At 73.3% G+C, this 15,709-nt stretch carries 10 protein-coding genes; 6 read left to right on the top strand and 4 right to left on the bottom strand.

Annotation, left to right across the window (positions count from 1 at the left end; all coding sequences use genetic code 11):
- Nucleotides 1-162: 162 nt before the first annotated feature.
- From ACWEV0_RS27710 to ACWEV0_RS27700, 3 genes are all read right to left on the bottom strand, one after another.
- On the bottom strand, nt 163-2,196 hold the full coding sequence (locus ACWEV0_RS27710) for a M4 family metallopeptidase (protein ID WP_453152230.1): 2,034 nt from the start codon (nt 2,194-2,196) through the stop codon (nt 163-165).
- A gap of 602 nt (nt 2,197-2,798) precedes the next feature.
- Nucleotides 2,799-4,922: an ABC transporter ATP-binding protein gene (locus tag ACWEV0_RS27705; RefSeq protein WP_453152229.1), complete on the bottom strand. Its 2,124-nt coding sequence runs from the start codon at nt 4,920-4,922 to the stop codon at nt 2,799-2,801.
- On the bottom strand, nt 4,919-6,721 hold the full coding sequence (locus ACWEV0_RS27700) for an ABC transporter ATP-binding protein (RefSeq protein ID WP_453152228.1): 1,803 nt from the start codon (nt 6,719-6,721) through the stop codon (nt 4,919-4,921). Before ACWEV0_RS27700 ends, ACWEV0_RS27705 begins: the two co-directional genes overlap by 4 nt.
- 213 nt (nt 6,722-6,934) lie before the next feature.
- Here ACWEV0_RS27700 and ACWEV0_RS27695 point away from each other — a divergent pair, with 213 nt between their 5' ends.
- From ACWEV0_RS27695 to ACWEV0_RS27675, 5 genes are read left to right on the top strand one after another with little or no spacing between them, the layout of a single operon-like run.
- Nucleotides 6,935-7,846 carry an ABC transporter ATP-binding protein gene (locus tag ACWEV0_RS27695; RefSeq protein ID WP_453152226.1) on the top strand — a complete coding sequence of 304 codons (912 nt, stop codon included), beginning with the start codon at nt 6,935-6,937 and terminating at the stop codon, nt 7,844-7,846.
- Entirely contained in the window at nt 7,843-8,643 is an 801-nt protein-coding gene (locus tag ACWEV0_RS27690; protein WP_453152225.1) for an ABC transporter permease, read from the top strand. Before ACWEV0_RS27695 ends, ACWEV0_RS27690 begins: the two co-directional genes overlap by 4 nt.
- Before the next feature lie 5 nt (nt 8,644-8,648).
- Nucleotides 8,649-10,016 carry a sensor histidine kinase gene (locus ACWEV0_RS27685; protein ID WP_453152224.1) on the top strand — a complete coding sequence of 456 codons (1,368 nt, stop codon included), beginning with the start codon at nt 8,649-8,651 and terminating at the stop codon, nt 10,014-10,016.
- On the top strand, nt 10,009-10,653 hold the full coding sequence (locus ACWEV0_RS27680) for a response regulator (protein ID WP_453152223.1): 645 nt from the start codon (nt 10,009-10,011) through the stop codon (nt 10,651-10,653). Before ACWEV0_RS27685 ends, ACWEV0_RS27680 begins: the two co-directional genes overlap by 8 nt.
- Nucleotides 10,654-10,711: 58 nt before the next feature.
- Nucleotides 10,712-11,959, top strand: a complete 1,248-nt coding sequence (locus ACWEV0_RS27675; RefSeq protein WP_453152222.1) for a hypothetical protein — start codon at nt 10,712-10,714, stop codon at nt 11,957-11,959.
- Here ACWEV0_RS27675 and glgX read toward each other — a convergent pair.
- The gene (gene glgX / locus ACWEV0_RS27670) at nt 11,941-14,160 is read right to left on the bottom strand and encodes a glycogen debranching protein GlgX (protein ID WP_453152221.1); all 2,220 of its coding nucleotides are present in this window, start codon (nt 14,158-14,160) and stop codon (nt 11,941-11,943) included. The two genes, ACWEV0_RS27675 and glgX, sit on opposite strands and share 19 nt — an antisense overlap.
- A gap of 152 nt (nt 14,161-14,312) precedes the next feature.
- Between glgX and ACWEV0_RS27665 the strand changes: the two genes are divergently transcribed.
- Nucleotides 14,313-15,542, top strand: a complete 1,230-nt coding sequence (locus tag ACWEV0_RS27665; RefSeq protein ID WP_453152220.1) for a L,D-transpeptidase — start codon at nt 14,313-14,315, stop codon at nt 15,540-15,542.
- Nucleotides 15,543-15,709: the final 167 nt, after the last annotated feature.

The raw sequence follows: 15,709 nt of genomic DNA, 5'->3' as shown, positions 1-15,709 counted from the left end.
TCGGGGCCGGCGGCGTCGGAGACGGCGACCGGCCCGGCCGGCGGCGCGGGCGCCCCCCAACCGGCCGGCGGCCCCGGGGGTGTCTCCACCCCGGGGGCCGCCGGTCAGTACCCGCTTACCCGCTTACTGCGTCATGCCTACCGGTTCGCCGGCTTCCCGGACTTACGGGAAGGTCAGCTTGAACTGGTTGATGTAGCCGGTGTCGTACGTGGCCTTGTCCTGGACGCGGAGCTTCCAGGTGCCGTTGGCGACCTCGCTGGACGCGTTCACCGTGTACGTCGCCTGGACGTTGTCCGCCGAGTCGGAGGACGAGAACGGCTTCAGGTTGTAGACCGTGCCGGACGGGCCGATCAGGTCGACGACCAGGTCACCGCGCCAGGTGTGGACGATGTCCACGCCGACCTGCAGGTTGCTGGGCGCGTTGCCGGTGACGCCGGTCACGGTGATGTTCGAGGTGACGGCCGGGCCGTTGTCCGGGATGGACACGTCGGTGTCGTTCGTGAACACCGTGCCGCCGGGGGTGCCACCGCCGGGGCGGGTGCCGACGTTGACGGCGGCCCAGGCGTTCTGGACGGCCAGGACCTCGGCGCTGTTCGCACCGTAGAGGTCGGTGGCCGCCGCGACCGTGCCGGTGCGGGCGCCCGCGTAGTTGGTGTTGGAGCTGAACTTGGTGGTGAGGGCCTTGTACCAGATCGCCGCGGCCTTGTCCCGGCCGATGCCGGTGACGGGCAGGCCGTCGGAGGTCGGCGAGTTGTAGGTCACACCGTTGATGGTCTTCGAGCCGCTGCCCTCGGACAGCAGGTAGAAGAAGTGGTTCGCCGGGCCCGAGGAGTAGTGGACGTCGATCGAGCCGATGCCCGAGTACCACGAGTCCTTGGAGCCGCCGTCCTTGCTCGGCTTGTCCATGTAGCGCAGCGGCGTGCCGTCGCCGTTGATGTTGATCTTCTCGCCGATGAGGTAGTCACCGACGTCCGTGGAGTTGTTGGCGTAGAACTCGACGGTCGATCCGAAGATGTCCGAGGTGGCCTCGTTGAGGCCGCCGGACTCGCCGCTGTAGACCAGACCCGCGGTGTTGGAGGTGACGCCGTGCGTCATCTCGTGCGCGGCCACGTCGATGGACGTGAGCGGGTGGGTGTTGCTGCTGCCGTCGCCGTAGGTCATGCAGAAGCAGGAGTCGTCCCAGAACGCGTTGACGTACGCGTTGCCGTAGTGGACGCGGGAGTACGCGCCGACGCCGTCACCGCGGATGCCGGAGCGGCCCTGCACGTTCTTGTAGTAGTCCCAGGTGAGCGCGGCACCGTAGTGCGCGTCGGCGCCCGCGGTCTCCTTGTTGGAGGCCAGGCCGTTGCCCCAGGTGTCGGTGCTGTTGGTGAACAGCGTGCCGGTGCCGGAGGTGCCGCCGTTGAGGTTGTACGTCTTGTGGTTGCCGCGCGTCGTGTCCGTGAGGGAGTACGACGGGGCGGTGCCCAGGGTGACCTGACCGCTGTACATCGTGTTGCCGATGCCGGTCTCGATGGCCTGCCACTGGTAGAGCTTGGCACCGGTCTTGGCGTCCGTGATGACGTGCAGCGCACTCGGGGTGCCGTCGTCCTGGAAGCCGCCGACGACCGTCTCGTACGCGAGGACGGGGGTGTTCTTGGCGGCCCACACGACCTTGCGCGGGGCGCGGTTGGTGGTGGCCTTCTCGGCACCCGCCGCGTTCGCGGCGCCGATCGCCTGCTTCTGGGCGGCGGCCGGGGCGACGGTGGCCGCGGCGGTGTCCACCTTGGCGATGTCGGCGCGGCTGGCCTTGATGAGACCGGTCTGGGCGCCGGCCTTGGTCTCGTCGACGATCAGGTCGCCGCCGAGGACGGGGAGGCCGTCCAGGGTGCGCTCGTAGCGCGTGTGGGTGGAGCCGTCACGGTCCTGGACGACGTCGCGGACGACCAGCTTCTCCGTGGCGCCGAGGCCGAGGCGCTTCGCCGTGGCGGCGGAGTCGGCCTGCGCGGCCTTGATCAGCGCCGCGCGCTGGGCCGGGGAGAGGTCCGCCGGCAGCTTGCCGGGGTTGGCGTTGTGAACGGCCTGCGCCGCGGGCGCGGCGGCGAGCGAGCCGTTGGACGCGGCGGCGGTGCCGGTCTGGACGCCGACGGCGACCATGGCAGCGGCGGCGATCAGGGCGCCGGTCGCGGTGAGGCGACGGCTGGGCGTGGTTCTCACGCAGACTCCTTTTGCGAGGGGGGTATCCGGAGGGCTGGGTGGGGCCAACCGGGCGGAGCAAACAGAGCTGGGGAGCGACGTGGTCCAACGTTCGGGTGAATCTGTGAACGTTGGTTCGCATGAAGCTGTGGAGAGATTGGCAGTACTGGCGGGTACCTGTCAGGAGCGCGTCAACAAGTTGGCTGGAAATCGTCCGTTGCTCGTACGTCGCTGTTCGTTAAGCGGACGTTTCGGCAATCGGAACGAAGGTGTCGTAGGGCGTGCTCGGCCCCGTCAGTTCGGGGTTTCCGCCCCGGTCCGGCGCCATATAGCTGCAACAACGGAACCCCGCGGCGGGCCGGAAAAAGGTCGTGGCGCGTTCCGTACCGTCCGCCATGCGGACACCCCTGTGCGACCGTACGGCGCCCGACGGCGCCCGACGGCGCCCGTAGTCGGGCACCACCGGGGCCGCGTGGTGCCGGTGTCGGGGCCGGAGACGGGGCCGCGTGGTGCCGGGGCCGGGGCCGGGGCCGGGGCCGGAGCCGGAGCTGGGTGCCGCCGGGGCGGCGGTCGGCCCCGGCGGGCCCGCCGCGGCCGGCTCGGGCGGCTCGGGCGCGCGGGCCTCAGCCCACCAGGCTGTCCCGCCAGGCCCGGTGCAGGCCCGCGTACCGGCCCTCGCCGCCCACCAGTTCGGCCGGCGAGCCGTCCTCCACCACCCGGCCCGCCTCCATCACCAGGACCCGGTCGGCGACCTCCACCGTGGAGAGCCGGTGGGCGATCACCACCGCCGTACGGCCCGCGAGCACCGTGTCCATCGCGCGCTGCACCGCCCGCTCGCCCGGCACGTCGAGCGAGCTCGTCGCCTCGTCCAGGATGAGCACCGCCGGATCCGCCAGCAACGCCCGGGCGAAGGCCACCAGTTGCCGCTGGCCGGCCGAGATGCGGCCGCCGCGCTTGCGTACGTCCGTGTCGTAGCCGTCCGGCAGGCCCGCGATGAAGTCGTGCGCGCCGATCGCCTTCGCCGCCTGCTCGATCTCCGCGCGGGTCGCGTCCGGCCGGCCGATCGCGATGTTCTCGGCGACCGTCCCCGAGAACAGGAACGCCTCCTGCGTCACCATCACCACGCCCCGACGCAGCTCGGGCGTGGCCAGATCGCGCAGGTCCACCCCGTCGAGGAGCACCCGGCCGTCGGTCGGGTCGTAGAAGCGGGCGAGCAGCTTCGCCAGCGTCGACTTGCCCGCGCCCGTCGCGCCGACCACGGCGACCGTCTGGCCGGCCGGGATCGTCAGGTCGAAGCGCGGCAGCACCTCGCCGCCCGTGCGGTACGCGAACCGCACGCCCTCGAAGACCACCTCGCGCCCCGGCGCCGTCCCCGTCCGGGCCGGCAGCTCGCGCGGCGCGGCCGCCTCCGGGACGCCCGGCTCCTGCGCGAGCAGCCCGGCGATCTTGGCGAGCGAGGCCGCCGCCGACTCGTACGAGTTGAGGAACATGCCGAGCCGGTCGATCGGGTCGTAGAGCCGCCGCACGTACAGCACGGCCGCGGCGAGCACGCCGAGCTCCAGCGAACCGTGCGCGACCCGCCACGCGCCCCATAGGCACATTCCAGCCACCGCCGTGTTGGCGACGAGCCGGGAACCGACGACATAGCGGGCCATTTCGAGGAGCGCGTCGCCGTTGCTGCGCTCGTGGCGCCGGTTCAGGACCGCGAACTCGGCGTCGTTGACCCGCTCCCGGCGGAACGCCCGCACCGGCCGGATCCCGTTCATCGTCTCCGCGAACTTCACGATCGCCCCGGCGGCCGCCGTCGACCGTTCCGCGAAGACCAGGGCCGAGCGGCGCCGGTAGATCCGCACGAGCAGATACAGCGGACCGAAGGACGCCACCGCGACCGCGCCGATGCCCAGATCCAGCCACAGCAGCACCAGCGAGATCGACACGAAGGAGAGGACGACGCCGATCAGCTCCTGGAGCCCCTCGGAGAGCAGCTCGCGCAGCGACTCCACGTCCGTGGTCGACCGGGAGATCAGCCGGCCGGAGGTGTAGCGCTCGTGGAAGTCGACGCTCAGCACCTGCGCGTGCCGGAAGATCCGCCCGCGCAGATCGAGCAGCACGTCCTGGTTGACCCGGGCCGCGACCCGGACGAACGCGTACTGCAGCAGCCCGCCGGCCGCCGCGCACAGCAGATAGCCGACGGCCACGGCGACCAGCGGCCCGTGGTCCCCGGCCCGGAAGGCCGGCACGCCCCGGTCGAGGGCGTACGCCACGATCAACGGCCCCGCCTGCAGCGCCGCCTGCTGCACGAGCAGCAGCAGCGCCCCCAGGCCGACCCGCCACCGGTGCGCGGCGAGGAGCGAACGCAGCAGCCGCCCGGTGGCACCGGGCGCGACGGGCAGGTCGTCCTGGTCGAAGGGATCGACGGAGGCGCCGCGGCCGGCGGGCGCCGCCTGCCCGGCCGCCGTCCGCCCGGCCTGCGTGGCCTGCCCGGTCTGGTTGCCCTGCTCGGCCTGCTCGGCCTGCCCGGCCTGCTCGGCCTGCCCGGCCTGTTCGGCCTGCTGGGCCGCCGTCTGCCTGGCCCGCCCCGTCTGCCCGGCCTGCCCGGCCGCGCTCGGCGGACCGGGCAGGTCGCGGCCGCCGGCAGGCGAGCCTGCGGCGGGCCGGTCTCCGGCCGGCTCACGGCCCTGCTCGGCCGCGCCCGGCGTCGGGCGGTCGGCGGGCGCCGACGGCGTCCCCGTGCTCGTGTCCGTCATCGGTCCCGGTCCTCCTCGCGCTCGCCGGACATCAGCCAGGCGTACTCGGCGCTGGTGCGCAGCAGTTCGTGGTGGGTGCCGACCGCCGTGACGCGGCCGCCGGACAGCAGGGCGACCCGGTCGGCGAGCAGCACCGTGGACGGGCGGTGGGCGACGACCAGGGCGGTCGTGTCGCGCAGCACCTCGCGCAGGGCCGCCTCGACCCGGGCCTCCGTGTGGACGTCGAGCGCCGACAGCGGGTCGTCCAGGATCAGGAAGCGCGGCCGGCCGACCACCGCCCGGGCCAGCGCGAGGCGCTGCCGCTGGCCTCCGGAGAGACTCAGGCCCTGCTCGCCGACCTCGGTCGCGGCGCCGTCCGGGAGGCGGTCCACGAAGCCGTCGGCCTGGGCGACGGCGAGCGCGCGCCGCAGCTCCGGCTCGCCGGCGTCCGGCCCGGCGCCCATCAGGACGTTCGCGCCGACGGTCGCCGAGAACAGCGTCGGCTCCTCGAACGCCACCGACACCAGCGACCGCAGCCGCTCCCGCGGCATCAGCGCGATGTCCTCGCCGTCGAGCAGGATCCGCCCGCCGGTGGCCTCGTGCAGCCGCGGTACGAGCGCGGTGAGCGTGGTCTTGCCCGAGCCAGTCCCGCCGACGAGCGCCAGCGTCTCGCCGGGCCGGATGTGCAGGTCGACACCGTCGAGGACGGGCGGCGCGCCGGCCGGGGCGTCCGGGAAACGGAAGCTGACGTTCTCGAACCGCACGCCGTCCGCCACGAGGTCCTGCGGAGCGCCGTCGACGGCGGCCGGATCCGTCTCCTCCGCCGCGTCCATCACCTCGAAGTACCGTTCCGTCGCCGTCGCCGCCTCCTGCACCAGCGCCAGCAGGAAGCCGATCGACTCCACCGGCCAGCGCAGCGCGAGCGCCGTGGAAAGGAACGCCACCAGCGTGCCCGCCGACAGCGTCCCGTCCGCCACCTGCACCGTGCCGAGCACCAGCGCCGCGCCCACCGCCAGCTCCGGCAGCAGCGTGATGACCGCCCAGATCCCGGCGAGCAGCCGGGCCTTGACCAGTTCCGTGCCGCGCAGCCGCTCGGCCAGCGTCCGGAACGCCTCCGCCTGGCTGCGATGGCGCCCGAAGCCCTTGACGATCCGGATGCCGAGCACGCTCTCCTCGACCACCGTCGTCAGGTCGCCCACCTGGTCCTGGGCGCGCCGCGCCACCACCGCGTACTTCTTCTCGAAGAGCGAGCTGAGGACCACCAGCGGCGCGGCCGGGCCGAGCAGTACCAGGCCGAGCGTCCAGTCCTGGGCGAGCAGCAGCGCGTAACCCGCCAGGATCGTCACGCCGTTGACCAGCAGGAAGGTCAGCGGGAAGGCCAGGAACTGCCGGACCATCATCAGGTCGCCCGTCGCACGCGAGAGCAGCTGCCCCGACGCCCAGCGGTCGTGAAAGGCGATCGGGAGCCGCTGCAGCCGCCCGTAGAGGTCGGCCCGCATGGTCGCCTCGACGCCCGCCAGCGGCCGCGCCACCAGCCATCTCCGTATGCCGAACAGGACCGCCTCCGCGATCCCGAGCAGCAGCAGGTACAGGGCGCCGAACCAGATCCCTGTCGTGTCGCCCGCCGCCACCGGGCCGTCGACCAGCCACTTCAGGACGAGCGGGATGACGATGGAGAGCAGCGAGGCGACGATCGCGACGAACGCGGCCGTGAACAGGCGGGCGCGCACCGGTACGACGTACGGCCAGAGCCGCAGCAGCGTACGGGTGGTGGAGCGGCCGGGGGCCGCATTCTTGGTGGGTACATGTTCTGAGGGCATCAGGCCCGAGCCTAAGGTTCACCCCTGACAACGCTCATGTGGTTTTCCGGCCACCGGTCAGAGCCGGGGACGGCCACCGGTCGGAGCCGGGACGGCCACCGGTCGGAGCCGCGGACGGCCCGCCGGTCGTAGCCGCCATCAACCGATCGGCTGATCTCGGTTCGAGCGCGATGGCCGATACCGCCGCCCGGCCCCGCGGCCGAACCTTGAGCCATGCCCATGATCGAGGTTCAGGACCTGCACAAGTCCTACGGCGAGCGCAAGGCCGCCGACGGCGTCACGTTCACGGTCGAGGAAGGCGAGATCTTCGGAATCCTCGGCCCGAACGGCGCCGGCAAGACCACCACCGTCGAGTGCGTCGCCGGACTGCGCGTCCCCGACGCCGGCACCGTCCGGGTCGCCGGACTCGACCCCTTCGCCCGGCACGCCGAGGTCACCCGGCTGCTCGGCGTCCAGCTCCAGCAGAGCGCGCTCCAGCCCAAGCTCACCGTCCGCGAGGCGCTCGAACTGTACGCGTCCTTCCACGAGCGGCCCGCCGACTGGCGGATCCTCGCCGAACGGCTCGGCCTGACGGCCCAGTTGGGCACGCGGTACGCGAAGCTGTCCGGCGGGCAGCAGCAGCGGCTCTTCATCGCCCTCGCGCTCGTCGGCAACCCGCGCGCGGTGATCCTCGACGAGCTCACCACCGGCCTCGACCCACGGGCCCGCCGCGACACCTGGGCGCTCGTCGAGTCCGTACGGGACGCCGGCGTGACGGTCCTCCTCGTCACCCACTTCATGGAGGAGGCCCAGCGGCTGTGCGACCGGGTCGCCGTCATCGACCGCGGCCGGGTCACCGCCCTCGACACCCCCGCCGGACTCATCCGCCGGGCCGGGGCGGCCAAGTCCGTCTCGTACGAGGACGACGGACGCGACGCAGGCATCGACCGGGCCGAACTGCTCGCCCTGCCCGGCGCCACCGACGTGCACACCCAGGGCGGCCGGACCGTCGTCACCGGCACCGACGCCACCGTCGACGCCTTCGTCCAGCTGCTCGCCCGCCGCGGGCTCACCGCCCGCGGCCTGCGCGTCACCGACGCGACCCTCGACGACGCCTACCTCGACCTGACCGGAGCCGACCAGTGAACAGCACCACCGCCACCACCCCGGACGCCGCCCACGCCGCTCAGGCCGCTCCGCGCGGCCGCACCGCCGGCACCCTGCTGCGCACCGAACTCCGCCTCTTCGCCCGCGAACCCGGCGCGCTGTTCTGGGTGATGATCGCGCCCACCCTGCTCCTGGTGGTCCTCGGCAGCATCCCGTCCTTCCGCGAGCCGTCCGCCGACTTCGGCGGCCGCCGGGTCATCGACTTCTACGTCCCCGTCGCCGTCCTCTTCGCCCTGATCACGGCCGGCCTCCAGGCCATGCCGCCGGTGCTCACCGGCTACCGGGAACGCGGCATCCTGCGCCGTCTGTCCACCACCCCGGTCCGCCCCCGCGCCCTGCTCGGCGCCCAGCTCGCCCTGAACGGCGCCGCCTCGCTCGTCTCCGCGCTGCTCGTGATCGCCACCGGCCGGATCGCCTTCGACGTCGCGCTGCCCGGCAACATCCCCGGTTACGCCCTCGCGCTGTTCCTCGCCGTCTCCGGCACCCTCGCGCTCGGCGCGGCGGTCTGCGCGGTCTCCCGCACCCAGAAGATCTCCCAGGCGGTCGGCTCGGCCGTCTACTTCCCCAGCATGTTCACGGCGGGTGTCTGGCTGCCGGTCCAGGGCATGCCGGATACGCTGCGCGAGATCGTCGAGTTCACGCCGTGCGGCGCCGCCTCCCGGGCGCTCGACGCCGCCGCCACGGGTGACTGGCCCGCCTGGAGCGCGCTCGGGGTGATGGCCCTGTGGGCGGTGCTGCTCACCGGGGCGGCGGTCCGCTGGTTCCGCTGGGAGTGACGTACATGAGGGGCGAAGTGACCACGACCACGAGCGGCGGCACCGGCACGGCCACGGGTGCCACGACGGTCGAGGCACGCTGGCGGCAGTTCTTCCGCTGGGGGCCGTACGGGCTGCTCGCCATCGCCACCGTCCTCGCCGTCGCCACGGCCGACCAGATCCCGCACAGCCCCCGCCCGCTCGTCGCCGTCGCGCTCGTCGCAGCGGTGTTCACCCTCCAGCTCTGGTGGACCCTCCACCAGCGCGGCCGGCCCGACCCGGAGCCGGTGGAACCCCGCCCCGGCCGGGCGATCGTCCACCTCGTCCCAGGCGCTCCGGGCCCCGCCTCCACCTGCTACTTCGTGCTCCGCACGGCCCTCGCGTTCGCGCTCACCTGGATCAACCCCTTCTTCGCCGTCTTCGCGTGCATGGGCTACTTCGACGCCTACCACCTGCTTCCGCCCCGGCCGGCGGCGGGCCGGGCCGGACTGCTCGCCGTCGCGCTCACCCTCGCCGGATCCCAGTCCGGCGGCCTGCCGCCCCGCTCGGCGCTCCAATGGGTGGCGTTCGGCGGGCTGTTCGTCATCAACGCCTGCCTCGCTCTCGGCCTCGCCCACCTCGGCCAGAAGGAGGCCGAGAAGGCCGCCACGCTCGCCCGCACCAACGCGCGCCTGGAACAGGCCCTCGCCGAGAACGCGGTGCTCCAGGCGCAGCTCCTCGTGCAGGCCCGCGAGGCGGGCGTCGCCGACGAGCGGCGAAGGCTCGCCGCCGAGATCCACGACACCATCGCGCAGGGGCTCACCGGCGTCATCGCCCAGCTCCAGGTCGTCTCCATGACCACCGACCCCGAGCTCGCCCGGGTCCACCTGGGCCGCGCCGCCGACCTCGCCCGGCACAGCCTCGGCGAGGCCCGCCGCTCGGTGCAGAACCTCAGCCCGGTCGCCCTGGAGCACGACACCCTGCCCGAGGCGCTGAAGAAGACCGTCGCCGCCTGGTCCGAACGCACCGGCGTCGCCGCCCGGTTCACCGTGACCGGCACCGAGCTCCCGCTGCACGACGAGATCGCCGCCACGCTGCTGCGGATCGCCCAGGAGGCGCTGGCCAACGCCGAGCGCCACTCGGGCGCCGCCCGCGCCGGCGTCACCCTCTCCTACATGGGCGACGAGGTCACCCTCGACGTGCGCGACGACGGACACGGCTTCGACCCGGCCGCCGTCCCCGCCCGCTCCCGGGCCGGCGGCTTCGGCCTCGACGGCATGCGCGCGCGGGCCGAACGGCTCGCCGGGAGCCTCACCCTGGAGACCGAGCCCGGTCATGGCACCGCCGTCAGCGCGCGCGTGCCGCTTCGCGAACCGGCGGACCCCGACGAGCGCCATGATGATCACCATGACTGAGATCACCCTCCTCCTCGTCGACGACCACCCGGTGGTACGGGACGGCCTGCGCGGCATGTTCGAGGCCGACCCCGCCTTCCGCGTCCTCGGCGAGGCGTCGAACGGCGTCGAGGGCGTCGAACTGGCCGAGCGGCTCGACCCGGACGTCGTCCTGATGGACCTGCGCATGCCCGGGGGCGGCGGCGTCGACGCCATCGCCGAGCTGGCCCGGCGCGGCGCCCGCGCCAGGGTCCTCGTCCTCACCACGTACGACACGGACACCGACACCCTGCCCGCCATCGAGGCCGGCGCCACCGGCTACCTCCTCAAGGACGCCCCGCGCGAGGAGCTGTTCGCCGCCGTCCGGGCCGCCGCCGAGGGCCGCACCGTGCTCTCCCCGGCCGTCGCCGGCCGCCTCGTCAGCCGGGTCCGCACCCCCGCCGCGCCCGCCGACGAGTCGCTCTCCGCCCGCGAGCGCGAGGTCCTCGAACTCGTCGCCAGGGGCACCTCCAACCGTGAGATCGCCGCCGAGCTGTTCATCAGCGAGGCCACCGTGAAGACCCACCTCACCCACATCTTCGGCAAGCTGGGCGCCAAGGACCGGGCCGCGGCGGTCGCCGTCGGCTACGAGCGGGGCATCCTCGGGCGCAGCGGCTGAACCCCGTCCCGTAGGATCACCGCCCATCGATCCTGGGGCGGGAATGAGGAACACAAGGGTGGGGACCACACACACTCTTCGTCAGGGTGCCGCGGCGGCTCTGCTGCTCACGGCGCTGGTCGGGTGCCAGTCGGGCGGCGCGGGCGACGCCAAGGGGGCGGCGAGCCCGTCACCGTCGGGGACGCCGGTCTTCGACGTGCGGCTCGACGGCCAGCTCGCGGCGGCCACCCGGGCGACCTCGGCGGCCGGCTCGTCCGCCTTCACCTGGACGCTCAGCTACGGCTCGGCCGGGGGCACGGCGGTGGACCGCACGACCGGTACGCAGGACTACGCCAAGGACACCGCGCACGCCGAGCGCATCCTGGACATCCCGCGCCGCTTCCCCGAGAACGCGGCCGCCGAGATCGGCGGCCGGCCCGGCGCCGCGCACGTGACCGAGGCGTACGAGATCCAGGGCAACCAGGTCGACTACCGGACCCGGCAGGGCGGCTGGCTGCGCTACTCCTCGCAGGCGTCGATGGACGTCGTCGACCTCTTCGGCGGGATCCTCACGAGGGCCGGCGACGCCGCACCGTACGGCGGGACGCTCGCCGAGGTGGTGCGGAACTCCTACGCCAGGAAGCAGCCGGTCAAGGGCGCCGACGGCAGCCGCACGTACGAGCTGGCCATCGAGCCCCGCACGGCCGACGACGCGCTGCCGGCCAGCATCGAGCCCTCACCGGCGTACTTCAGGAGCACCGCGCGCGCCGCGCTGACCGTCGTCCTCGACGGGCAGGGCCGGCTCACCCGCGCCAGCGCCGACTACACGCCCCTCCTGAAGGCCCTGCACCAGGACGGCGTCCTCAAGGGCGTCACCTCCCTGAAGGCCGAGTACGTCCTCACCGGCCACGGCAGTACCGAGGTGCCCGCCCCGGCCGCCGGGAAGAGCGGCAGGCTGGAGGAGGCCGAGAAGGCCCTCACCCCGCTCCTCAAGCTGAAGCCCGGCGCCTGCGGCTCCGCCGACACCGGCCTCGCCGGCAGCCTCGCCCTGGTCCGCGCCGTGCCCTGCGGCACGGGCGCCGACCTGCGGGTCTTCGGCCAGGTGAAGATCGAGGAGAGCATCGAGGGCAACCCGACCGGCGTCGCCGACAAGAAGGCCGGCGAGCGCTGCGGCGGCAGGTTCGACTCCGCGCCGGCCGCCTGGGTGCGCGACGCGCGTCCGGCCGGCACGTACTACACCTACGGCGCCGGCTCCTCCAGCTCCTCCTACACCGGCCCGGACGTCGACATCGAGGGCGACTACACCTGCTACGTGCAGCTCTCCTGAACCCCCACCACCCGCAGCAGCACCACCGACCGCTCCGCCACCGTGAGCTTCTCCCCGCCCGGGTACACCGTGCCCGGCGGGCCGGACTGGTCCTCCAGGGCGGTGTCGACGACCAGTTCGTACGAGTCCGCCCACGGCCGGCCCGGCAGCCGGAAGCGCACCGGGCGCGGTCCGGCGTGCAGCACCGCGAGGAAGCTGTCGTCGAGGACCTGCTCGCCGCGGGCGTCCCGGCCCGGTATGTCACGGCCCGACAGGTACAGGCCGAGCGTGGCGGCGGGCGCGTACCAGTCCCGCTCGGTCATCTCGGTGCCCTCGGTGGTGAACCAGGCCAGGTCCCGCAGCCCGTCCGCGCCCTGTGGCCGGCCGGAGAAGAAGGCGCCGCGGCGCAGCACCGGATGCCGGTGGCGCAGCGCGAGCAGCCGCCGGGTCAGCGCGAGCAGCTGGGCCCGGCCCGGCTCCTCCGGCAGCGTCCAGTCGAGCCAGCCGATCTCGTTGTCCTGGCAGTAGGCGTTGTTGTTGCCGCCCTGGGTGCGGCCCATCTCGTCGCCCGCGACCAGCATCGGCACGCCGGTGGACAGCAGCAGCGTGGTCAGCAGGTTGCGGGACTGGCGGCGGCGCAGGGCACCCACCGCCGGGTCGTCGGTCTCGCCCTCCACGCCGCAGTTCCAGGACCGGTTGTCATGGGTGCCGTCCCGGTTGCCCTCGCCGTTGGCCTCGTTGTGCTTGCGCTCGTACGTGACCAGGTCGCGGAGCGTGAAGCCGTCGTGCGCGGTGACGAAGTTGACCGAGGCGTACGGGCGCCGGCCGCCCCACGCGTACAGGTCGCTGGAGCCGGAGAGCCGGTAGCCGAGGTCGCGCACGTCCGGCAGCGCGCCGCGCCAGAAGTCCCGTACGGCATCGCGGTAGCGGTCGTTCCACTCGGTCCACAGCGGCGGGAAGGCGCCCACCTGGTAGCCGCCGTTGCCGACGTCCCACGGCTCGGCGATCAGCTTCACCCGCCGCAGCACCGGGTCCTGGGCGATGACCGCGAGGAACGGGGAGAGCATGTCGACGTCGTGCATCGACCGCGCGAGCGCCGCGGCCAGGTCGAAGCGGAAGCCGTCCACGCCCATCTCGGTCACCCAGTAGCGCAGGCTGTCGGTGATGAGCCGCAGCACCTGCGGCTGCACCACGTGCAGGGTGTTGCCGCAGCCGGTGTAGTCGGCGTAGCGGCGGGCGTCCGACTGGAGCCGGTAGTAGCCGCGGTTGTCGATGCCCTTCAGGGACAGCGTGGGGCCCAGCTCGCCGGCCTCCGCCGTGTGGTTGTAGACGACGTCGAGGATCACCTCGATCCCGGCCGCGTGCAGTGCCCGCACCATCCGCTTGAACTCGCCGACCTGCTGCCCGGTGGTGCCGGACGAGGAGTAGCCGGCGTGCGGGGCGAAGTAGCCGATCGAGTTGTAGCCCCAGTAGTTGGAGAGCCCGCGCCGCAGCAGATGGTCCTCGTGCGCGAACTGGTGCACCGGCAGGAGCTCGACCGCCGTCACCCCGAGCCGTACGAGATGCTCGACGGCCGCCGGGTGCGCCAGGCCGGCGTAGGTGCCGCGCAGGTGCTCGGGGACGCCCGGGTGGCGCATGGTGAAGCCGCGGACGTGCAGCTCGTAGATGACCGAGTCCGGCCAGGGCGTCTTGGGCCGGCGGTCGTCCGACCAGTCGTCGTCGTCCTGCACGACGACGCCCTTGGGGACGTACGGGGCGGAGTCCCGCTCGTCGCGAACGGTGTCGGCGACATGCTGCTGCGGCCAGTCGCGCACGTGCCCGTACACCTCCGGCGGCAGCGTGAAGTCGCCGTCGACGGCCCGCGCGTACGGGTCGAGGAGCAGCTTCGCCGGGTTCCAGCGGGCGCCGGTCCACGGGTCCCAGCGGCCGTGCACCCGGTAGCCGTACCGCTGGCCGGGGCCGACGCCGGGCACGAAGCCGTGCCAGATCTCATGGGTCAGCTCGGTCAGCGGCAGCCGGGTCTCCGTGCCGTCCGGCGCGAACAGACACAGCTCCACCGCCTCCGCCCCGCCCGCCCACAGCGCGAAGTTGGTGCCCATGGCGCCGTCCGGTCCGACCCGGACCCGGGCGCCCAGCGGCGTCGGCGCGCCGGGCCACACCACCGGCACCCGCGGCTCGTGGGCACGCTGACGTACCGCCTCCTGCTCGGCTGCGCTCGACACCGTCCGGCCTCCCGCGGCTCTCGTACGGCGCAGGGCGGCGTCCCGGCCGCGGCTCCCCGTACGTCCTCCCGACTGTTCTGCCCGGTCGGCCGCGCTCCCAACATGCCGCGCGCGCACGTTTCCCCTGGAGGGGGGCCGTCGTTGGGCCGGGCGTGAGACATGTACTGAAGCGGGCGGGGCTCGCGCTCGCCGTGGCGGGCCTGCTCGCGGGCCTGGCGGGCTGCAGCGGAACGGACGGCGGCGGCGCGGGCGGCGGCCTTTTCGACGGCCCCCTGCCCGGAAAGGCCCGGGCGCCGGGCGATGTGATCCGGGTGAGCCCGGAGGACGGCAGCCGCGGGGTCCTCGCCGGGGACCCGGTGGAGATCTCGGTCGACAGCGGGCGCCTGGAGCGGGTGACGGTGGTCCAGGTGGAGGACGCCCAGCGCACCGAACTCGCGGGGGAGCTCTCCGCGGACGGGCTGCGCTGGCGGCCCCGGCCCGGCACCCGGCTCGCGCTCGCCGCCAAGTACAGCGTGGACGCGGTCGCCCTGGACGGGTACGGCCGCCGCTCGGCCCGGCACACCACCTTCACCACCGTCGTCCCCGAACACCGCTTCATCGGCTACTTCAAGCCGGAGAACCGCTCCACGGTCGGCGTCGGCATGATCGTCTCCTTCTCCTTCAACCGGGAGATCGAGAACCGCGCCGAGGTCGAGCGGGCCATCAGCGTGACCTCCGACCCGCCGGTGGAGGTCGTCGGCCACTGGTTCGGCAAGGACCGGCTCGACTTCCGCCCCGCCGCGTACTGGCAGCCGGGCACCAGGGTCACCGTCGACCTCGCCCTGCGCGACGTCGAGGGCGCGCCGGGTGTCTACGGGATCCAGCGCAAGACCGTCGGCTTCACCGTCGGCCGCTCGCAGGTCTCCCGCGTCGACGCCGAGAAGCACACCATGGACATCCTGCGCGACGGCGAGCCGCTCACCACGCTGCCGATCACGGCGGGCGCGCCGAAGACCACCACGTACAACGGGAAGATGGTGGTCACGGAGCTGTTCGACGTGACGCGGATGGACGGGCGGACGGTCGGCTTCGGCGGCGAGTACGACATCAAGGACGTGCCGCACGCGATGCGTCTCACCGACTCGGGCACCTTCCTGCACGGCAACTACTGGGCCTCGGCGGACACCTTCGGCTCGGCGAACGTCAGCCACGGCTGCGTCGGCCTGCGGGACGTGAAGGGCGGCGGCGCTGACACCCCGGCCGGCTGGTTCTTCGACCGGACGCTGATCGGGGACGTGATCGAGGTCGTCAACTCGCGCGACAAGCAGGTCGCCCCGGACAACGGGCTCGGCGGCTGGAACGTGGAGTGGCGCCGCTGGAAGGAGGGCTCGGCCCTGAACTGAGGGTTCGGCCCCGGGTTCGGAAGCCAAGTGAGGGGGCAGCTTCCGCTCTATCACGGCAACTGCGACTGAACGGTGACATTCACGAGGAACTTTCGTGTCCCACGGTGTGATTATCTAACGCCGTGTGCGCGAGAGGATGCGCACGGGGGTGGGGCCCTGGCGGTGCC

The sequence above is a fragment of the Streptomyces sp. NPDC003943 genome, assembly GCF_053605265.1.
The sequence above is the reverse complement of the archived record's forward strand: the minus strand, read 5'-3'. Positions and strand labels throughout refer to the sequence as shown.

Coding starts and splice junctions, on each gene's coding strand:
- ACWEV0_RS27685 (WP_453152224.1), top strand. CDS start 8,649: ATGAGGGGCGAAGTGACCACGACCACGAGCGGCGGCACCGGCACGGCC.
- ACWEV0_RS27700 (WP_453152228.1), bottom strand. CDS start 6,721: ATGCCCTCAGAACATGTACCCACCAAGAATGCGGCCCCCGGCCGCTCC.
- ACWEV0_RS27695 (WP_453152226.1), top strand. CDS start 6,935: ATGCCCATGATCGAGGTTCAGGACCTGCACAAGTCCTACGGCGAGCGC.
- ACWEV0_RS27680 (WP_453152223.1), top strand. CDS start 10,009: ATGACTGAGATCACCCTCCTCCTCGTCGACGACCACCCGGTGGTACGG.
- ACWEV0_RS27705 (WP_453152229.1), bottom strand. CDS start 4,922: ATGACGGACACGAGCACGGGGACGCCGTCGGCGCCCGCCGACCGCCCG.